The organism is Paenibacillus sp. GCM10023250 (assembly GCF_042653205.1).
Taxonomy (GTDB): Bacteria; Bacillota; Bacilli; order Paenibacillales; family Paenibacillaceae; genus Paenibacillus_Z.
This window is the reverse complement of sequence record NZ_JBHSHY010000005.1, coordinates 102123-121038: the sequence shown is the minus strand read 5'-3', so window position 1 is coordinate 121038 and position 18916 is coordinate 102123. Positions and strand designations below refer to the sequence as shown.

Sequence of the window (18916 nt, the reverse complement as noted above, 5' to 3'; positions counted from 1 at the left end):
CGTTAAAATCCTTTGTCGTTCTCGTTCAAGCCGTATTTGTCGAAGAACGCGTTCCGGAAATCGAGCAGCCGGTCCTCCATGATCGCTTGGCGAACGCCCCGCATGAGTTCCAGCAGGAAATGCAGGTTGTGGATCGTCGTCAGGCGAATGCCGAACGTTTCGTCCGCCTTGATGAGGTGGCGCAGATAGGCGCGCGAGTAGTTCGTGCACGTGTAGCAGCTGCACTCGGGGTCGAGCGGACCGAAGTCTTCCGCGAACTTGGCGTTGCGGATCACGAGCCGGCCGGAGCTGGTCATCGTCGTGCCGTTGCGCGCGATGCGGGTCGGCAGCACGCAGTCGAACATGTCCACGCCGCGGATCGCGCCGTCCAGCAGCGCATCCGGCGATCCGACGCCCATCAAATAACGGGGCTTGTTCGCCGGCAGCAGCGGAACCGTGCATTCCAGCATGCGATACATCAAATCCTTCGGTTCGCCGACGCTCAGGCCTCCAATAGCATACCCCGGAAAATCCAGGGAAGTCAATTCGGTCGCGCTCTGGCGGCGCAAATCCTCGTACATGCCGCCCTGCACGATCGCGAACAGCGCCTGGTCGTGCGGCCGCGCGTGGGAGGCCAGACAGCGCTCCGCCCAGCGGGTCGTCCGTTCCATCGATTGCTTGACGTAATCGTACTCGGCCGGATAAGGCGCGCATTCGTCGAACGCCATCATGATGTCGGGACCGAGCGCGTTTTGGATTTCCATTGCTTTCTCGGGCGAGATGAACATTTTATCCCCGTTCAGATGGTTGCGGAATTCCACGCCTTCTTCCTTGATCTTGCGCATCTCGCTCAAGCTGAACACCTGAAAGCCGCCGCTGTCCGTCAGTATCGGGCGGTCCCAGTTCATGAACTTGTGGAGCCCGCCGGCTTTGCGGACGATCTCGTGTCCGGGCCGGACGAACAGGTGGTACGTGTTGCTGAGAATGATTTGGGCGTCGAGCGTCTTCAGCTCTTCCGGGCTGACCGTCTTGACGGTCGCCTGCGTGCCGACCGGCATGAACGTCGGCGTCTCGATGACGCCGTGCGGCGTATGGACGCGGCCGAGCCGGGCGCCTGTTTGCTTGCACGTCTTCAATAATTCGTAAGTAATTGCCACTATGTCTGCCTCTTTCCGCTAGTGCTAGTAAATAAACATGGCGTCGCCGAAGCTGAAGAACCGGTATTCCCGGTCGACCGCTTCCTTGTACGCCCGCTTGATCGCCGAACGTCCGGCCAAGGCGCTGACGAGCATCACGAGCGTCGACTTCGGCAGGTGGAAATTCGTCAGCAGCGCGTCCACGAGTTTGAATTCGTAGCCCGGAAAAATGAAGATATCGGTCCAGCCGCTGCAAGCCCGTAACTCTTCATACGCATATCGGGCTGCAACGGTTTCAAGCGTTCGCGCCGAAGTCGTGCCGACCGCGACGATACGCCCGCCGCCGGCTTTCGCTTCGCGCAGCAGCGCCGCCGTCTCTTCGCTCAGCTCGTAATATTCGGCATGCATCGTATGCTCCTCGACCGTATCGACCGACATCGGCCGGAACGTGCCGAGCCCGACGTGCAGCGTGATATAGCCGATCCGCACGCCTTTGCGCGCCAGCTCGTCCAGGAAATCCTTCGTGAAATGCAGGCCTGCGGTCGGCGCGGCGGCGGAGCCTTCGTGCTTCGCGTAAACCGTCTGGTAGCGCTCACGGTCGTCCAGCCGTTCCTTGATGTACGGCGGCAGCGGCATCTCCCCGAGCCGGTCGAGCAGCTCGTTAAAGATGCCCGCGTACCGGAATTCCACGATTCGCGCGCCCTGCTCGCCTTCGGCTACGATCTCGGCTTCCAACAGCGGCCGCCCCTCGCCGTCGTCCCCGAAGTTCAGCTTGGCGCCGGCTCTCAGCCGCTTGCCGGGCTTCGCCAGCGTCTCCCAGCGGTCGCCTTCGAGCTGCTTCAGGAGAAGCAGCTCGACCTTCGCGCCGGTGTCGGCCTTGACGCCGAGCAGCCGGGCCGGCATGACGCGGGTATCGTTCAAGATCAGCGTATCGCCGGCATTCAACAGCTCGGCCAGCTGGGTGAAGCGCTCGTGCCCGATATCGCCGGTCGCCTTGTTCAGCATCAGCAGCCGGGACGACGTGCGGTCGGCCAGCGGCGTTTGTGCGATCAGGCGTTCCGGCAGGTCGAAATCAAATTCGTTCACATTCATGGCGTTCTTGTCATTCCTTCACGATCTTCGCGTCTTTATAGTAGTATTGCATAATATATTTGTAGTCATACCCAAGTTCTGCCAATCCGCGGGCGCCGTACTGCGAAAGCCCGACGCCATGGCCGTTGCCGGAGCCGACGAACCGGAAGGACGGGTCCTTCGTCGCGGCCCGAACCGTGCCGGTGCCGTTCAGGATGAAGAAGTTGGCGGCCTTGAGCTCCTGCGTCCGACCGTCGGCGCCGACCGCGTAGATCGCGCCGCTGTCCGCGGGGCGTTCGCGGGTGGCGCCGCCGGCACCGGCGATCGTCATCCGCGCGGTCTCGTCGATCGTGAACAGCGTGCTCGGCAGCCCGCCGAAGGCGGAACGGAACGCGTCCGGCGTCTTGACGGAGACGGCTTGACCGTTGGCCAATATTTCGGTCGGGCGTCCGGACGGGCCTGCTTTGCTGATTTCCAGCGTCCGGATCGGGCCGCTGATTGGCTTGCTCAGCTTGCCTTGCGTCAGCTTGAGCAGCTCGGCCGCGGAATACGAGCCGCGCACCCACGACATCTCGTTGGACTGGGTCACCTTCTCCAGCTGAACGACGAGCGTGCCGCGGTTCACCGTGTCCACGACCGCCACGTTGTCTTGCACAAGCGGAATCGGGCGGACTTTCGTACCGTCGCCCTTCACGCGCAGCACGGCTTGTCCAGCCGCGGATTGTTGGCCCGTGTCCTCGAGCAGATCCTCGCGGATATAGCCGACGAGGCTGTTCGGCAGGACGACGCGGTACCATTTATACAAGCCCTTCTCCGAGGAGGCGTCCGGGCTCTCGACGCTCTTCAAATAATCGACGCCGCTGCCCCAAATCTCCTGCGCGTCCGCCGTGAAGCCGCCCGCGCTGGACGAGAAGACGGCATTGATCACATTGCCGTCGTACGTGGCCACCTCGCCCTTGGTCGCGTCGACGGCCGCGATCGTCGTCGGCTTCTCCGCGCCGATGCCGCCGTAGGCCTGGCTGAGCGTCGTATCCACGACGTGGGCGATTTGGAAGCCGAAGCCCTGGTACAGGGCGTATGTACGCGCGGCGACCGCTTGGGCTTTGAGCGCCTCCGCCGGCCAAGACGCCGGCATCTCGCCGCCGACGACGGAATAGATGTACTGCTCGAACGGCAGCTCGTTGATCACGGTCAGCTTGCCGCCTTGCCCGCTGACCTCGAACGACCCGCGATAGCTGCGGTTGTACCGCTCCGTCAGCTTAATGCCGCCCGCAGCCGAAGTATCCAGCCACAGCTTCGCGCCGGTCGCCGGCACGCCGATCAGCGGCACGGCCGGCTTGGAGGCCGATTCCGCCGTCGTGTAGTCGTCGCGGATGATGAAATACGATGACTTGGCATCCGTCGGGCCTAGCGTTCCCCCTGCGCCGGCTAGCAGTGCTTGCGCTTTAACCGCGGCCAGGGCGGTCTGGTCGGCCGCAGCGCCGACCAGCACAGTGTAGAAGCCGGCGGCGGTTCCCGTCTGCTTCAGCGCCGCATACGCGTCGACGCCCGCTTCGCTTAGCTTCTGCGCGGCCGCGGCCGCATCGCTCCGGGACGCGTACTTCGCCCCCGTGTCCAGATGCAGCGGACCGGTCAGCCCCAGTTTCTTGGACGTACCGGCGTAACCAGCGATCGCCCCGTCCTTCATCCACTTGTCGCCCGCGGCGCTGGCCAGCTCGGCCGTCGCGTAGGAGCCCTCCAGGATGCGGTACAGCTTGCCGCCGGGACCGGCCGCCGCCGTCATGAAGCCGGACGCGCCGAGTGCCTTGAGCCGTTTCATGACGTTCAGCGCCATCAGGTAATCTGTCGTTTCCAGCAGCAGCGGCTTATAATCGTCCAGCGTGAACCGGACGGATTCGCCGCTGCCCGTCTGGAACAGCGGCACGACGTCGGACGGGGTCCGAACGCCGACAGCGAGCGAACCGGCCGCGTCAAACGTGGCTGCGGCCGTGCTGAGGCTGTATTTGCTCGTATTGAGGAATATGCCGACTCGGATCGTATCCAGCGCCGGTACGGCAGCGCCTTGGGACGGGTGCGAAGTCCACACGGACAGCGCGATCGCGCCGGCCGCGATGACCGCCAGCGTCCGCTTCGCCCGCGGCATCGCCGTCAGCCTTCGTTTCCCGCTTCGCTTCCCGTCGTGTTGCACGTGTTCGCCTCTCATCGGCTTTCTATGTCCTCCTTATGGCTTAATCCCGCTTGGGCAGCGCGCAGAGGCCGTCATGGCAGCTCTCGTCGGACCTGCCAAACCACTCGTAGCGCCTGCCCGCGATGACCCGGTAAAGCAAATCGGCTACCCCGCGCAGCCCCGGTACCCGGTAGAGCGGCGCGAGCCATCTCCAGCCGCGCACCGTCCGCAGAATGCGTACGACGCCGGCCGCCCCGGCATGCACGGTGCCGTTCATTTCCACGACATGCATTTTCGTCAAAAGCTGTTCCTCGGTTACAGTTGAAAGCTCGGGAATCGTTTCATACGTGTCCTCGAGCGATTGGACCGGAATGAACCGCAAAATCGCGGTCGATTGAAGCTCCTTCAAACGGCGGACGCTGGCCAAGCACAGCTTGCACGTTCCGTCGTAGAGGACGATCAGCTTCTCCCGCCTCTCTTCTTCAGCCTGTTTCCTTCTAGAGCCCATTAGACGAAGCCGCCTCCTTCTTCCTCCGCTTCCGCCGCATCGCTTGGTACGGCGTTTTCCTGAGGGACCGGCAAGCCCAGATGGCGGTAAGCGGCCGGCGTCACCATCCGGCCGCGCGGCGTCCGCTGCAGGAATCCGATCTGCATCAAATACGGCTCGTAGACGTCCTCGATCGTCTGGCCCTCCTCGCCGATCGTCGCCGCGATCGTATCGAGCCCGACGGGGCCGCCCCGATAAATCGAGATCATCGCCCGCAGCATCTTATGGTCGATGCTGTCGAGACCGAGCGGATCCACTTGAATCAGTCCCATCGCGATGCGCGCCAGCTCATGCGTGACGATGCCGTCGCCGCGGACCTGGGCGAAATCCCGCACCCGCTTCAGCAGCCGGTTCGCGATACGCGGCGTTCCGCGGGAACGCATCGCGATCTCCTGGGCCGCCTCTCCGATGACGCGAACGCCGAGAATTTCCGACGCGCGCGACACGATGTACGCCAGCTCGTCGGTCGTATAGAACTCCAGCCGGCTGACGACGCCGAAGCGATCCCGCAGCGGCGCGGACAAGAGGCCCGCGCGCGTCGTCGCGCCAATCAGCGTGAACGGCGGCAGCTCCAGCCGTACGGACCGGGCGCTCGGCCCTTTGCCGATCATGATGTCGAGGGCGAAGTCCTCCATCGCGGGATACAGCACTTCCTCCACCGAGCGGTGAAGCCGGTGAATCTCGTCGATGAACAGCACGTCGCCTTCCTGCAGGTTCGTCAGCAGGGCGGCCAAATCGCCCGGCCGCTCAATCGCGGGGCCGCTCGTGGTGCGCAGGTTGACGCCGAGCTCGTTCGCGATGATGTTCGACAGCGTCGTCTTGCCAAGGCCCGGAGGACCGTACAGCAGCACGTGGTCGAGCGCCTCTTTGCGGAACTTCGCCGCCTCGATGAAAACTTTCAAATTGTCCTTCACTTGGGACTGACCGATATATTCGGACAAGTAGCGGGGACGCAAACTAAGCTCCACCGCTTGGTCATCCATCATGAGGTTGGCGGAAATAATCCTCTCGTCCATTCGCCTCGCCCCTCCTCCTAGCCCTTAAACAATTGCTGCAGCGCCCGTTTCATCAGCGCGTCGACCGATTCGTCCGGCGCGGCCGAGGACTGCATCGCCTGCCAGGCGCGGTCGAGCTCCGCCGCCGTATAGCCGAGCGTCATCAGCGCCTCGCGCGCTTCGCGCCAATTCTTGCCGCCCTGCGCCTCGGCTGGGCCGCTTCCGCCATCGTCGAGTGCGATGCCCGCCGCCGCGAAGCTGAAGCCGCCCGGAATCGCGTCCAGCTTATCCTTCAAATCCAGCACCATGCGCTGCGCGGTCTTCCGGCCGATGCCCGGCAGCTTCGTCAGGAAGGTCAAGTTCTCCTGCTGGATCGCCGCCGCGATCGTCTCCGGCTTCCCGCCGGCCAGGATGCCGAGCGCCACGCGCGGGCCGATGCCGGACACGTCCAGCAGCTTGCGGAACATCGCCTGCTCGTCGCGGGTCGCGAAACCGAACAACAGCGCCGCGTCCTCGCGGACGTGATGATGCGTATAAATCGTGATCGGCTCGTCGCTCTTCGCGAACGCGTACGGATTCGGCGTGAACACGCGATAGCCGATATCCCGCACGTCCACCACCACGAATTCCGTGTCCAAATGGACGACCCGCCCTTTAACGTAATCGATCATGAGCGGTTCACCTCGTTGATTTTGTTGACCAGAACCGCCGAATGCGCATGGCAAATGGCTACCGCCAGCGCGTCCGCGACGTCGTCCGGCTTCGGGATGGCGCTCAGCTTCAGAAACATCCGCACCATCTCCTGCACCTGCCGCTTCTCCGCTTTGCCGTAGCCGACGATGGCCTGCTTCACTTGCAGCGGCGTATATTCCGCCACCGGAAGGCCGCGCTGCGCCGCCGCCAAAATAATGACGCCCCTCGCCTGGCCGACCGAAAACGCCGTCGTGACGTTGCGGTTGAAGAACAGCTTCTCCACCGCGACGGTGTCCGGCTTGTAGCGGTCCATTAGCGCGCAGGCGGACTCGTACACCTGTTTCAGGCGCTCTTCCTGCGGCGTCTTCGCTTCCGTCGTAATGCAGCCGTATTGCACGGGAACGAGCCTGCTCCCGATTTTGTCGATGAATCCGAAGCCCACGATGGCGATTCCCGGATCAATGCCTAGCACCCGCAAAGGTTCTTCTCTCCCCGAGCCACCCGATATGATTGCCGCTAGTAGCGAATAATGGCTTCCTCTCATTATATCAAATCACGGGTCGAATGAGAACACGCGTTTTGTCCCGCCTGCGTTCGGCGGGCAAAACGAAAGACGGCCGCCCGGGGCGGCCGTCCTTCGATGTCGTGCGAGCGCCTGCGACGGCGCTAAAACGTGCGCTTCATGACTTTCTCGGTTCGCTCCACCGCATAGTCGCTGAAGGTCGACAGGACGCTGTTGAAGTCGTCCTTGTCCGTCACGCGGATGCCTTTGACCAGCTCGTCGATCCGCTCGCGCGGCAGGCTGCTCTCCATGTAGTTGACGTCCAGCTGGAAGAAGGTCCGCATCACCTTCTCCTTCTTCGGCTCGCCTTCGAACAGCGACAAGCGGCCCAGCTTGTCCAAGCCGAAATAAGCGCTGCGCTTGCATGCCTCCGACAGGTCGTCGATGCGCTGCTCCATCACGACGGCGCCCTGCTCGTCCAGCATTGCCGTCCATTCCGGATGCTCCTTCATCATGCGCAGCGCGTCGGCGGAGCTCAGGCTGCCGATCGTCTCCGATTCTTCGCCGCAAATGTACACGCGGCGAAGCTTGACCATGACCGTCGCCCGCATGTCGGACAGCGCCCCGATAACGCTTCGGCTGCCGTCGTCCGGTTCGCGGGACGGCCCGGCCGCCGCCGCGGAAGCGCCCGGACCCGCGGCCGCCGAACCGGCATGCGTACCGGACAGCGCGAACAGGCCGACCGCGAGCCAGAAGCAGGCCAACTGCCACATCGGCCGCCGGCCGCGCCGCAGCCTCTGTTTCACTTTGCGCCAAACGTTGAATGTCATCATATGGGTTCCCCCCATTTGCCTTTTTTGTTAGTTTGGCTCGCAGATTGGCGAAATATGCATGTACACCGGGCGCATAAGAAAAACCCCGCCCGGCATCGGCCATCGATGCGGACGGGGCGCGTCCCTCCGGTGTTACCGGTTAATCCAAGGCAGGCTGTCGCGGCGCTTCGGCTTCACCGCATTTCTCTGGCGGACGGCGGGTTTTTTGGAGGGTTTCCGGGCCGGCGCCTTGCTGACTTTGGCGTTCGCGGACTCGAACGGCTCATCCAGCGCTTCGATTCCGTCTTCGTCCCGCTTGTCGTGGCAGCCGCAGCTGCCCGTTTTATGGCCGCCCATGCTGACCGGCGATACCTGGCCGCCGCCCATGTAGCCGTAGCTGTACGGCGCCACGCCGGCAGGAGATACCATGGACGGATGGAAGGAACTGTAACCGGCCATCGGACCCATGCCGGCCGGCGAGACGACCGACGGATTAAAGCCGTAACTGCCCATCGGGCCCATGCTCTCCGGCGAGACCATCGACGGGCTCATGCCGTAGCCGCCCATCGGACCCATGCTCTCCGGCGAGAACATCGATGGGCTCATGCCGTAACCGCCCATCGGACCCATGCTCTCCGGCGAAACCATGTTCATACCGTAGTCCTGCGTGCTGGCCGGGCTGACCATCGGCGAACCCCAGTCATAGCTCGGCGCTCCCCAAGGCAAGCTGGATTCCGGCGACGTTTCCGCGGGGCTCACCGCCGTCGGCATGTAACCGCCCGTCGATGCCGGCGATACTGCCGTCGGCATGTAACCGCCCGTCGATGCCGGCGATACCGCCGTCGGCATGTAGCCGCCCGTCGATGCCGGCGATACCGCCGTCGGCATGTAGCCGCCCGTCGATGCCGGCGATACCGCCGTCGGCATGTAGCCGCCCGTCGATGCCGGCGATACCGCCGTCGGCATGCCGTAGCCACCCGTCATTGCCGGCGACACCGCCGTCGGCATGCCGTAACCGCCCGTCATTGCCGGCGACACCGCCGTCGGCATGGCGTAACCGCCCGTCATTGCCGGCGACACCGCCGTCGGCATGCCGTAACCGCCCGTCATCGCCGGCGACACCGCCATCGGCATGCCGTAGCCGCCCGTCATCGCCGGCGATACCGCCGTCGGCTGGCTGTAGCCGTAGCCGCTGTGTACCGGAGCGGCCGGCAGGTCGTGCAGCGAGATGACTTCGGTCGCGGGAATGCCGTATTGCTTGAACAGATCGACGTTATGTTCGTAAGTCGGATACGTCGGGTATTTTTTCTCTGCGACCGGAAGCTGCGTAGGTATCGGCATCGGCGCCGGCGTCGGTTCCGGCATTGGCACCGGTGTCGGCACGGGCGCCGTGATCGGCTTCTGACCGGTCGGTTTTTTGCCCGTCGGGATCTTTCCGGTCGGGATTTTGCCCATAAGTCCTTGCACGCCATGCATGACGGAAGACGGATGGAGCGGATGATGGCCCGTTCCCGACTTGTGGCCGTGATGGTGATGCCCCCCGTGCGTTTCCGGCATCGCGCCGGACATGCCCGGCTTCGGAATATTCACGACTTCACCCGTCAGCAGCACGTTCGGGTTCTTCAGCTGCGGATTCGCCTTGATCATATCGCCGAGCGGCACGCCCCATGCCTTGGACAGTTTCCACAGCGTATCGCCCTGCTGCACGACGTGCTGGTGCATGATGTCCATGTCGCCGCCCGTGCTCGCGGGAACTTTGATCTTCATGCCGACGTCGATTTCGTCCGGATTCGTAATCGAGGGGTTCAGCTTTAAAATCTCTTCAAGCGACACGTTGTACTTTTGCGCGATCATGTACAGCGAGTCGCCTTTTTTTACAATATGAATTTTCACCCGCCAAAAACCTCCTGTCACGTTTTTACGTCTGGGGCAGACGCGGCAAACGCCCGTTATCAATCCCTACATCCTATGCAGGAGATGGGCGAGTGTCACCCATGTTCACAAAAAAAAATTGAAGCTTCCCGCGGGCGGACGCCCTTGGAAAGCTTCAATAGATTCGGGTCGAAACGGCTTAGTCGTAGACTTTCACGCCGTCGATTTCGACCGTCTTGCGGAACTCCGCCAGCAGCTGCGACGTGATTGGACCCGCCTTCCCTTCGCCGATCGTGCGGCCGTCCACCTCGCGCACCGCGATGACTTCCGCCGCCGTACCCGTGAAGAACACCTCGTCCGCCACGTATACGTCGTGGAGCGTGAACGGTTCTTCTTTCAGCGCGTAGCCCAGCTTCGCGCACAGCTCGATGATCGTCGCGCGCGTGATGCCTTCCAAGGCGCCGACGTAGCAAGGCGGCGTGTAGACGACTCCGCGCTTGACGATGAAGATGTTGTCGCTGGAGCCCTCGGCGACGTAGCCTTGGGCGTTCAGCATGATCGCTTCGCCCACGCCGGCCAGGTTCGCCTGGATTTTCACCAGAACGTTGTTCAAGTAATTCAGCGATTTGATCTTCGGATTGAGGGCGTCCGGCAGGTTGCGGCGCTGCGAGACCGATACGGACACGAGGCCGTTACGGTACGCTTCCTCGGAGTAGATCGCCAGCTGCTCGACGATGATGATGACCCAGGCCGCCGGACAGCGCGTCGGATCCAGGCCGAGGTTGCCGGGACCGCGCGAGACGACGAGCCGGATGTAGCCGTCGCGCAGCTCGTTGCGGCGAATCGTCTCGACGAGCGCCGCTTCCATCTCCCCGTAGGAGAGCGGGATGTCCAGCATGATCGACTTCGCGGAATCGTACAGCCGGTCAAGATGCTCCTTGCATTTGAAAATATTGCCGTTGTAGATTCGGATGCCTTCGAATATGCCGTCGCCGTAAAGGAAGCCGTGATCGAACACCGACACCTTCGCATCCTCTTTGCTCACGTAGTTTCCATTGAGATAAATCACTTGTTCCGCCATGATGGTACGGTCACCTCCGAATATAGGTTCGTATTCATCGCCGCAAAGCTTCGAACGAAAAGCTGGGATAGCTGCCGAGCACGCGCACTTGGCATCCGATCGCTTCGATTTCGGCGATGGCGGACGGCAGCAGCACTGTGTCGGTCGACATTTCGATATCGATCAGAAAATAATAATTGCCAAGCTTCTTCTTGGTCGGCCGCGATTCGATGCGGGATAGGTTGATGCGGCGCCACGAGAATGCGGACAGCACCTGATGCAGCGCGCCCGGGTAGTCTTCTGGCAGCGTCACCAGAATGGTCGTCTTATGCTTCTCCGACGTGCGCAGCTCGAACGGCTTCGGGCCGACCAGCAGGAACCGCGTGTAATTGTTGTCATGGTCGGTGACGGCCGATTCCAGCACCTCGAGGCCGTTGTCGGCCGCGGCGGACACTTGGCCGATCGCCGCCCAGCCGCGTCCTGGGTTGTCGCGGACGATGCGGACCGCCTCCGAGGTGCTCCCGACATGCTCCAGCTCGGCATGCGGCAGATGGCGCTTCAAGTACTGCGTGCACTGGGCCATAGCCACCGGATGGCTCATGACCTTCACGATGCGCCCGTACGCCAGGCTGCCGTCTGCCTCGGTCAATTCGGCGGAGGCTCCGATCAAGTTCTGAATGGATGGATATACCCATTCGGCCTGAATCGGGAGGTTCACTTCGTCCACGAGCCAGTCGGTATGTAGACTGACGGAGCCGTCAATCGTATTCTCGATCGGAATGACGGCATAATCCGTCCGGCCTTCCGCCGTGGACAGGAAGACGTCCGCGATCATGCGGTGGTACTCGTACCGGATGTCGGCGCCGAGGCCGCTTAGCATCAGCCGCGCGGCTTCGTCCGAGGTCGATCCTTTGGTCAAACACGATGCGCTTATCATGCCCTGACTTCTCCTTTGATCCGTTCCATGAAGGAACCTTGGTTGGCGGCCGTTCCGACGGTCAGCTCTGGTCCGTTCGCGTCGGGCGTCAGCCACTTCGTCTCCGATTCGATGCCGTGCGCGCGCAACGTATCGACCAGGAACGCTTCGAGCTCCGCCTTCCGCGTGCTCTTGCGGTCGACGAGCGCGAGCAGCGTCGGACCCGCGCCGCTTAGGGCAGCCCCGAGCGCGCCGTGCTCCGTCGCCCGCTCCAGAATGACCGACATGCCCGGCACAAGCGGCGCGCGGTACGGCTGATGCAGCTTGTCCCGCATCGCGAACGGAATGAGGTCCAGCCGGCCGCTCGCGAACGCCGCCACGAGCAGCGAGCTGTTCGCGACGTTGTAGACCGCGTCCTTCAGATCCAGCTTCGCGGGCAGCGCGTGCCGCGCCTTCTCCGTCGGCAGCTGGAACGCTGGAATCGCGACCAGCACCTCCAGGTCGTCGTGCGGCGCGAAACGCACCTTTTCGGCGCGTTCGCCGTCCCAGGCGGAGACGACGATGCCCCCGAACAGGGACGCGCCGACGTTGTCCGGATGGCCTTCCAGCCGCGAGGCGATCTGGAACAGCGCGTCCTCGCTCAGCTTGCCGCCGGCCAGCGCGTTCGCCGCCACGAGCGCCCCGACGATTGCCGTGGCGCTGCTGCCGAGCCCGCGCGTCAGCGGGATGTCGCTGTACATCGCGATCCGCAGCTCCGGCATGTCGACGCCGGCTTCCGCGAAAACCATCTGCGCGACCTTGTAAATCAAATTCGTCTTGTCCGTCGGAATGCCGTCCAAATCGTCGCCGTACAGCTCGACGACGGTAACGCCTTCGACCGGCTCCATCTCGATCCACGAGTACAACGACAAGGCCATGCCAAGCGTGTCGAAGCCCGGGCCGAGATTCGCCGTGCTGGCCGGAACCTTCACCAAAACCTGGCCGTTTCTCATTACAGCACCCTCCATATTGACGGATGGCGTCCTTAACGCTGCTGCCCTGTCAGGTCTGTTCATCCGCTGCGTATTGTCCTGCTTGCGCGTGCAAGCCTCGCCGGTTAGCGAAGCCGCATTATCCTTCCACGCGGTACACGCTCTTCACCGTCTTCACGACGTCCATCCGTTCGAGCGACTTCAGCACGCGGTTTGCGGCCGCTTTGCTCGCGTCATGCGTGATGATGATGATTTCCGCCTCCGGAATGGTCGGATTCGGCTGCTGCACCACGGATTCCAGGCTGACTTCGTATTCCGCGAACGCCTGCGTGATCTGGGCGAGCACCCCCGCGCGGTCGGCGACATGCAGCAGGATGAAGTACTTCGAAGCGATCTGCTCGTCGGTTTTGAGCTTCTTTTCTTTATAAGCGAGCTGCTCCTGCTTGCCGTTCACGCCGAGCTTGAGGTTCTTGACTACCGCCACCAGGTCCGCCACGACGGACGTGGCCGTCGGCAGCTCCCCGGCGCCCGGACCGTAAAACATCGTCTCGCCCACGGCTTCGCCGTAGACGTATACCGCGTTGTACACGCCGTTCACCGAAGCGATCGGGTGCGACGTTTTTACCATCGTCGGCTGCACGCTAACGCTGATGTAATCGTCCTGGCGTTCCGCGATGCCAAGCAGCTTCACTTCGTAGCCGAGACGCTTCGCGTACAGGATATCTTCTCGGCTGATCGCCGAGATTCCTTTGACATCCACATCCTCCAGCGCCACGTTCGCGCGGAAGCCGAGCGTCGCCAGAATCGTCATTTTGCGCGCCGCGTCCAAGCCTTCCACGTCGGAGGTAGGATCGGCTTCGGCATAGCCGAGCTCCTGGGCTTCCTTCAGCACGTCGGCATACGCCGCGCCCTCCTGGCTCATCTTCGTCAAAATATAGTTCGTCGTCCCGTTCACGATGCCCATGATCTTCATGATCCGGTCGGACGAGAAGCCCTCGATCAGCGTGCGAATGATCGGTATGCCGCCGGCCACGCTCGCTTCGTACAGCACGTCGCAGCGGTTCTCCTGCGCGGCGGCCAGAATTTCCGGGCCGTGCAGCGCCATCAGGTCCTTGTTCGCCGTCACGACGTGCTTGCCGCGGGCCAGCGCTTCGAGAATGTACGTCCGGGTTATTTCGATCCCGCCCATGACTTCGACGATGACGTCGATGTCGGGATGATGAATGACGTCCCAGGCGTCATCGGTCAATTTCGCGGGATCAATGCTGACGGATCTCGCCTTGCTTTTGTTTTGCACGAGTACCTTCTCGATGATGATCGGGGAGCCGACCTGGCTTTGCAGGTCCGTCTGATGGCCCTCCACAATGCGCACGACGCCCGTTCCCACGGTGCCGAGTCCAAGCAATCCTACTTTAATCGGTTTCATTCCGTTACCCTCCAACGTTAAAATCTATCCTTGGCCGATGATGGACGCCTTGCGGACGCCGTCCTGCCTGCGGAGCGACTCCAGAACATCGGACAGCGCGCCGCGCATGAGCGAGGTATCAACGGAAATGATGACGGTAGCCAGTCCCTGAAGCGGGATCGTTTGATGGATCGTCAGGACGTTACCTTCGGAGCCGGCCACGAAGCCGAGCACTTTGGAGAGGACGCCCGAGCGATGGTCCAGATCCATCGAGATCGTGACAATCGTCTCGCGCGCGAGCTGGTTCTGCGCATAGACGCCGTCCTTGTACTTATAGAAGGCGCTTCGGCTGAGGCCGACCCGTTCGGCGGCTTCGTGAACGGTGGCTGCCTCGCCCCGGCGAAGCATTTCTTTGACCTGCATGGTCTTTACGATCGCTTCCGGCAGCATATCCTCGCGAACGACGAAATATCGCTCCTCCACTGGCCGTCCTCCCATCAGAGACATCTGTTCTTCCATAGAGGACATTATACGCAATAAACGGAGACGCGGCAATAGTCAGTTCTACACCATTACTTCCGTTCTCCGCGTTTATGCGAAAGGTTATGTAAAACCTTGATGTTGCGTTCAGGTAAAAAGATAACCGCCTCCTGAGGAGGACCGTTAATTGAGCCAACGTTCGATAGTTGCGACCACACCGGCTTACTATTGAGCCAATTTCAGGATAAACTCTTCCACTTCCTCGGCTCGTGAATTGGCGTACCCCTTGTCTTCCCCTTCTATCTCAAAGCCGCACTTTTCTAATACGCGAATGGAAGCAATGTTATCCTTCGCCGCACGAGCATAAAGAGGGCGAATAGGTATCCCCCTCAGAAACTGAGAGAGTGCTTCAGTCGCGACACCCTTCCCCCAGTATTCGCGTCCGATCCAATAGCTGACTTCCCGTTCACCGAACTGTTCGAAGCTCGAGACATGTCCCGCCACCTTTCCATGATATATGATGGTCTTTTTTATTATCGTCTCATTGTTTAAAATCTTTGCCCAATGCGCCTTAAAAGCGGCTTTATCCGACGGGTCCTTCGCAGTAAAGGCAGCCATGAAATTGGCAGTCGCGTCCAACTGCTGTTCAAAGAAAATCGATAGGTCGTCTTCGATTACGTCACGCAGCGTCAGCACTTCCATATTACACCTCATTCAGGTGAAAATTATAGCATCCGCTATTCCTTCTATTATAGAACATATGTTCGAAATAATCAAAACCGCACGAAAAAAGCCGCCGCGAGCCGCGCCTGCAGCAGGCAGACACGGCTCCGGCAGCCGGGCTCCGGACGCTATTCGTGGTAATAGAAGTCGCTTCCCTCGAAAAATTCGAACGAATAATCCCCGATGCGGACGATATCGCCGTCCTTCGCGCCGATCTTGCGAAGCGCCGCGTCGACGCCCATCATCCGCAGCGTCCGCGCGAAGCGCATGATAGCGTCGTACGAATTGTTCAGGTTGACGCGCTTCATGAACTTCTCGATGTAGAGGCTCTCCACGTAGAAGCCTTCATTCTCTTTGCCGACCTTGAAGGATCGGTCTTCTTCCCGGTCCAGCCGGAACACCTTGCGTTCGGCCACGTCCCGCACTTCCTCGATTTGACGGGTCTCCGGCACGGTCTCGAGCAGGTCCGCCGCCTTGTACAGCAGCTCCTGCACGCCTTGCTTCGTCAGCGAAGACATCGCCACGATCTGATGCTCGGTCTCGTCGCCGCGCGCCGCCAGCTGTTCGCGGAACCGAGCGAGCTGCTCCTCCGCTTCCGGCATGTCCATCTTGTTCGCGACGATGATCTGGGGCCGCGTAGCCAGCGCGGCGTTGTACAGCTCCAGCTCCTGGTTGATTGTGATCCAATCCTGATACGGATCGCGCCCCTCGGAGCCCGACATGTCCAGCACGTGCAGGATGATCCGCGTCCGCTCAACGTGGCGCAGAAAATCGTGGCCGAGGCCGACGCCTTCGTGCGCGCCCTCGATCAAACCCGGCAGGTCCGCCATGACGAAGCTGCGTCCGTCGCCGACGTCGACGACGCCGAGATTCGGCGAGATCGTCGTGAAGTGATAGGCGCCGATCTTCGGCTGCGCCGCCGAGACGATCGACAGCAGCGTCGACTTGCCCACGCTCGGAAACCCGACCAGCCCGACGTCGGCCATGACCTTCAGCTCCAGGATGATCCAGCGCTCTTCGCCTTCCTCGCCGTTCTCTGCGAAATCCGGCGCCGGGTTGCTCGCCGTCGCGAACCGCGTGTTGCCGCGTCCGCCGCGTCCGCCGCGGGCTACGACGAGTTCGGAGCCGTGCGTCGTCATGTCCGCGAGAATCTCGCCGGAATCGTCGTCGATAATGACCGTGCCCGGCGGAATCCGGACGACCATGTCCTCCGCGTTCGACCCATGCATCGTCTTCACTTTCCCGCGCTCGCCCCGCTCGCCCTTGAAATGCTTCTGGTAGCGGAAGTCCATCAACGTCCTAAGTCCGCTGTCCACGCGGAAGATGACGTCGCCGCCTTTGCCGCCGTCGCCGCCGGCCGGACCGCCCTGCGGCACGTATTTTTCCCGGCGGTACGAGACGATTCCGTTCCCGCCGTCGCCGCCTTTTACGAATATTTTCGCCTTATCGACAAACATGTCTTTGCTTCCTCCGTTTACTTCCCAAGCTGCGCCTCAAGCATGAGCGTCCCTTTGTCCGGGTCCCATTCCGTCGCCTTCAGCGGGGCACCCTTAAGCGCCAGCTCGCAATTCTTCTTCCATGCCTCGCCGGACTCCAGCTCGCCGTCGAAGTAAAACGCCAGCGTCAGAAGCTCTTCGTCCGCGGACAGATCCACCAGCAGCCTAGCCGGTTCTCCGCCGTTCGATACCGCAGCTTCCCGATAAGCCCGGATCAGTTCTATGACCGCCTGCGCCGCCCGTTCGCCTTCCGGGCCCATTTCGGCCAGGTTCACTTCGCCGTCGATGTCCATATCGATGACCATGGCACTGGTCGTCGTGCGGAACGATTGCAAGAACAGAACCAGCGCGGGAACCCCGAGCTTGGCGATTTTGCTTTCCGTCTGCATCCGTTCCCTTATCTGTTCCACGCACTGGATCGTCTTATCCGTCTTGCCCATCCGAATGTAGCCGTAGACGATCTGCAGGTCGTTCATCCAATCATGCCGGTGGTGATTGAGCGTCGCGATCGCGGTCCGCTGCATCGCGCGCTCCATATCCTTGCGCCGCTCTGCTTGCTCGGCCGAGAGAGAGCGGTTCCACATGACCGCCGCGCCCGCCGTCCACGCCAAAAAGATTGCCAAAAGCCATCGCTGCATGGGCCAAACCAGAACCGCAGCCGCCGGCAGAAGGACGGAAGCGGCCGCGTAATATCGGATGCGATTCATGACGACCGAGCCTACTTTCCTATTCTTTCCTAACCTTAACAGTATAGCATACCGCTACACGGCTGTCGCCGTTTAGCGGTGCCGGCTCTCCCGCAAAAATAAAGAAAACCCCGGCCTGCGAGCAGACCGGGGAGTGTTGCTTATTCCGCCGCAGCGATCGCTGCCGCTGCAACCGGGTAAACGCTGACTTTCTTACGGTCGCGTCCCCAACGTTCGTATTTCACGACGCCTTCCACTTTCGCGAAGAGCGTATCGTCTTTACCGATACCAACGTTGTTGCCCGGATGAACTTTCGTTCCGCGTTGACGAACAAGAATGCTTCCCGCCGTTACCGTCTGGCCGTCGGCACGCTTGGCGCCGAGACGCTTCGATTGGCTGTCGCGTCCGTTCTTCGTCGAACCTACGCCTTTCTTCGAAGCGAAGAGCTGAAGATTCAGTTTCAACATGGATGTTCCCTCCTTCATTGACGAAATTGTTGATGGATGACGACAAACTTGCCGTACGAGGCCGCGATGGATTCGAGCATCACGATCATGCCCTCCAGCAGCAGCTGCATCTTCGCGTCGGAATCCGCATCCGCTATGGCGGGAATTTCAGATCGAAGCCAGCCGCTCTTCATCGAAGCCGGGAGCTCGACGCCCGCCAGTTCTTCGATCGCGTTCACCGTGCCGACCGATACGGCCGACACCCCGGCACAAACGATGTCTTTGCCCGGATTGGCGAACTTGGCATGTCCCTCTATCGCGAACGATACGATCCGTCGATCGGCGGCGGACTGCCGCGCAATGGTGACCGTAATCATCGTGCTGCCTCTTACGCTTCGATCTTGCCAATCGTTACTTTGGAGTACGGTTGACGGTGACCTTGCTTACGACGGTAGTTTTTCTTCGCCTTGTATTTATAAACAACGATTTTTTGGCCTCTGCCGTGCTTCTCGACCGTTGCCGTTACTTTCGCACCGGAAACGACCGGCGTGCCCGTAACGAACTCTTCGCCTTTGGAAACAGCCAGTACGCGGTCGAACGTGACGCTCGTACCTTCTGCGGCATCCAGTTTCTCGATGTACAGTACGTCGCCCTCTTGTACTTTGTATTGCTTTCCGCCCGTTTCAATGATTGCAAACATGTGTTGCACCTCCTTATATCGAAGACTCGCCTGATTCAGGTGCCGCGTAAGCGGAGCTCGCGCGAGCTTCAAAACCTGTTCTGTGCGGTTAACGCGTATGCAATTCGCCCATCTCAATCGCAGACACCATAACATAATAACACACATCAAGTCCGATAGCAACGCATAAATCCTGCATTTGTCCGGCCATTCTTGGCGCGGCCGCGCCAAGAAGCGATCCGCCTCCAGCCGTTCCCCCGCATCATCGTGCGTTCGCGCG

At 61.4% G+C, this 18916-nt stretch carries 20 protein-coding genes; all 20 read right to left on the bottom strand.

What is annotated here, in order from left to right; genetic code table 11:
• Positions 1-2: 2 nt before the first annotated feature.
• The 20 genes from tgt to rplU all read right to left on the bottom strand — a co-directional run bounded on the left by tgt (position 3) and on the right by rplU (position 18657).
• Positions 3-1139 carry a tRNA guanosine(34) transglycosylase Tgt gene (gene tgt, locus ACFPB1_RS07005; RefSeq protein ID WP_379223542.1) on the bottom strand — a complete coding sequence of 379 codons (1137 nt, stop codon included), beginning with the start codon at positions 1137-1139 and terminating at the stop codon, positions 3-5.
• Between the two features lie 21 nt (positions 1140-1160).
• Entirely contained in the window at positions 1161-2207 is a 1047-nt protein-coding gene (gene queA, locus ACFPB1_RS07000) for a tRNA preQ1(34) S-adenosylmethionine ribosyltransferase-isomerase QueA (protein ID WP_379223388.1), read from the bottom strand.
• A gap of 10 nt (positions 2208-2217) precedes the next feature.
• The gene (locus ACFPB1_RS06995) at positions 2218-4389 is read right to left on the bottom strand and encodes a SpoIID/LytB domain-containing protein (RefSeq protein ID WP_379223386.1); all 2172 of its coding nucleotides are present in this window, start codon (positions 4387-4389) and stop codon (positions 2218-2220) included.
• Between the two features lie 25 nt (positions 4390-4414).
• The gene (locus ACFPB1_RS06990; protein WP_379223384.1) at positions 4415-4861 is read right to left on the bottom strand and encodes a thiol-disulfide oxidoreductase DCC family protein; all 447 of its coding nucleotides are present in this window, start codon (positions 4859-4861) and stop codon (positions 4415-4417) included.
• Complete coding sequence (gene ruvB, locus ACFPB1_RS06985; RefSeq protein WP_379223382.1) at positions 4861-5916, bottom strand: Holliday junction branch migration DNA helicase RuvB; 1056 nt, start codon at positions 5914-5916, stop codon at positions 4861-4863. Before ruvB ends, ACFPB1_RS06990 begins: the two co-directional genes overlap by 1 nt.
• A 17-nt stretch (positions 5917-5933) precedes the next feature.
• Entirely contained in the window at positions 5934-6566 is a 633-nt protein-coding gene (gene ruvA / locus ACFPB1_RS06980) for a Holliday junction branch migration protein RuvA (protein WP_379223380.1), read from the bottom strand.
• Positions 6563-7066 (bottom strand): crossover junction endodeoxyribonuclease RuvC, encoded by a 504-nt coding sequence (gene ruvC, locus ACFPB1_RS06975; protein WP_379223378.1) that lies wholly within the window; start codon positions 7064-7066, stop codon positions 6563-6565. Before ruvC ends, ruvA begins: the two co-directional genes overlap by 4 nt.
• Before the next feature lie 188 nt (positions 7067-7254).
• On the bottom strand, positions 7255-7923 hold the full coding sequence (locus tag ACFPB1_RS06970) for a BofC C-terminal domain-containing protein (RefSeq protein ID WP_379223376.1): 669 nt from the start codon (positions 7921-7923) through the stop codon (positions 7255-7257).
• Between the two features lie 132 nt (positions 7924-8055).
• Positions 8056-9795 carry a LysM peptidoglycan-binding domain-containing protein gene (locus ACFPB1_RS06965; protein WP_379223374.1) on the bottom strand — a complete coding sequence of 580 codons (1740 nt, stop codon included), beginning with the start codon at positions 9793-9795 and terminating at the stop codon, positions 8056-8058.
• 178 nt (positions 9796-9973) lie between these two features.
• Positions 9974-10855 carry a branched-chain-amino-acid transaminase gene (ilvE, locus tag ACFPB1_RS06960; protein ID WP_379223372.1) on the bottom strand — a complete coding sequence of 294 codons (882 nt, stop codon included), beginning with the start codon at positions 10853-10855 and terminating at the stop codon, positions 9974-9976.
• 34 nt (positions 10856-10889) lie between these two features.
• Positions 10890-11771, bottom strand: coding sequence for a prephenate dehydratase (gene pheA, locus ACFPB1_RS06955; protein ID WP_379223369.1), 882 nt, complete (start codon positions 11769-11771; stop codon positions 10890-10892).
• Positions 11768-12742: a homoserine kinase gene (gene thrB / locus ACFPB1_RS06950; protein WP_379223367.1), complete on the bottom strand. Its 975-nt coding sequence runs from the start codon at positions 12740-12742 to the stop codon at positions 11768-11770. Before thrB ends, pheA begins: the two co-directional genes overlap by 4 nt.
• A gap of 118 nt (positions 12743-12860) precedes the next feature.
• Positions 12861-14147 (bottom strand): homoserine dehydrogenase, encoded by a 1287-nt coding sequence (locus ACFPB1_RS06945; RefSeq protein WP_379223365.1) that lies wholly within the window; start codon positions 14145-14147, stop codon positions 12861-12863.
• Between the two features lie 24 nt (positions 14148-14171).
• Complete coding sequence (locus ACFPB1_RS06940) at positions 14172-14609, bottom strand: ACT domain-containing protein (RefSeq protein WP_379223363.1); 438 nt, start codon at positions 14607-14609, stop codon at positions 14172-14174.
• 222 nt (positions 14610-14831) lie between these two features.
• Positions 14832-15308 (bottom strand): GNAT family N-acetyltransferase, encoded by a 477-nt coding sequence (locus ACFPB1_RS06935; RefSeq protein ID WP_379223361.1) that lies wholly within the window; start codon positions 15306-15308, stop codon positions 14832-14834.
• Positions 15309-15457: 149 nt separating this feature from the next.
• The gene (obgE, locus tag ACFPB1_RS06930) at positions 15458-16786 is read right to left on the bottom strand and encodes a GTPase ObgE (protein ID WP_379223359.1); all 1329 of its coding nucleotides are present in this window, start codon (positions 16784-16786) and stop codon (positions 15458-15460) included.
• A gap of 17 nt (positions 16787-16803) precedes the next feature.
• Positions 16804-17448, bottom strand: a complete 645-nt coding sequence (locus ACFPB1_RS06925; RefSeq protein WP_379223356.1) for a Spo0B domain-containing protein — start codon at positions 17446-17448, stop codon at positions 16804-16806.
• A 224-nt stretch (positions 17449-17672) separates the two neighbouring features.
• Positions 17673-17978: a 50S ribosomal protein L27 gene (rpmA, locus tag ACFPB1_RS06920; RefSeq protein WP_379223354.1), complete on the bottom strand. Its 306-nt coding sequence runs from the start codon at positions 17976-17978 to the stop codon at positions 17673-17675.
• 14 nt (positions 17979-17992) lie between these two features.
• On the bottom strand, positions 17993-18334 hold the full coding sequence (locus tag ACFPB1_RS06915) for a ribosomal-processing cysteine protease Prp (protein WP_379223352.1): 342 nt from the start codon (positions 18332-18334) through the stop codon (positions 17993-17995).
• An 11-nt stretch (positions 18335-18345) separates the two neighbouring features.
• Positions 18346-18657 (bottom strand): 50S ribosomal protein L21, encoded by a 312-nt coding sequence (rplU, locus tag ACFPB1_RS06910; RefSeq protein ID WP_379223349.1) that lies wholly within the window; start codon positions 18655-18657, stop codon positions 18346-18348.
• Positions 18658-18916: the final 259 nt, after the last annotated feature.

Coding starts and splice junctions, on each gene's coding strand:
- ACFPB1_RS06990 (WP_379223384.1), bottom strand. CDS start 4,861: ATGGGCTCTAGAAGGAAACAGGCTGAAGAAGAGAGGCGGGAGAAGCTG.
- queA (WP_379223388.1), bottom strand. CDS start 2,207: ATGAATGTGAACGAATTTGATTTCGACCTGCCGGAACGCCTGATCGCA.
- ACFPB1_RS06995 (WP_379223386.1), bottom strand. CDS start 4,389: ATGAGAGGCGAACACGTGCAACACGACGGGAAGCGAAGCGGGAAACGA.
- thrB (WP_379223367.1), bottom strand. CDS start 12,742: ATGAGAAACGGCCAGGTTTTGGTGAAGGTTCCGGCCAGCACGGCGAAT.
- rpmA (WP_379223354.1), bottom strand. CDS start 17,978: ATGTTGAAACTGAATCTTCAGCTCTTCGCTTCGAAGAAAGGCGTAGGT.
- ruvA (WP_379223380.1), bottom strand. CDS start 6,566: ATGATCGATTACGTTAAAGGGCGGGTCGTCCATTTGGACACGGAATTC.
- rplU (WP_379223349.1), bottom strand. CDS start 18,657: ATGTTTGCAATCATTGAAACGGGCGGAAAGCAATACAAAGTACAAGAG.
- ilvE (WP_379223372.1), bottom strand. CDS start 10,855: ATGGCGGAACAAGTGATTTATCTCAATGGAAACTACGTGAGCAAAGAG.
- ACFPB1_RS06945 (WP_379223365.1), bottom strand. CDS start 14,147: ATGAAACCGATTAAAGTAGGATTGCTTGGACTCGGCACCGTGGGAACG.
- ruvB (WP_379223382.1), bottom strand. CDS start 5,916: ATGGACGAGAGGATTATTTCCGCCAACCTCATGATGGATGACCAAGCG.
- ACFPB1_RS06970 (WP_379223376.1), bottom strand. CDS start 7,923: ATGATGACATTCAACGTTTGGCGCAAAGTGAAACAGAGGCTGCGGCGC.
- ACFPB1_RS06915 (WP_379223352.1), bottom strand. CDS start 18,334: ATGATTACGGTCACCATTGCGCGGCAGTCCGCCGCCGATCGACGGATC.
- pheA (WP_379223369.1), bottom strand. CDS start 11,771: ATGATAAGCGCATCGTGTTTGACCAAAGGATCGACCTCGGACGAAGCC.
- ACFPB1_RS06935 (WP_379223361.1), bottom strand. CDS start 15,308: ATGGAAGTGCTGACGCTGCGTGACGTAATCGAAGACGACCTATCGATT.
- obgE (WP_379223359.1), bottom strand. CDS start 16,786: ATGTTTGTCGATAAGGCGAAAATATTCGTAAAAGGCGGCGACGGCGGG.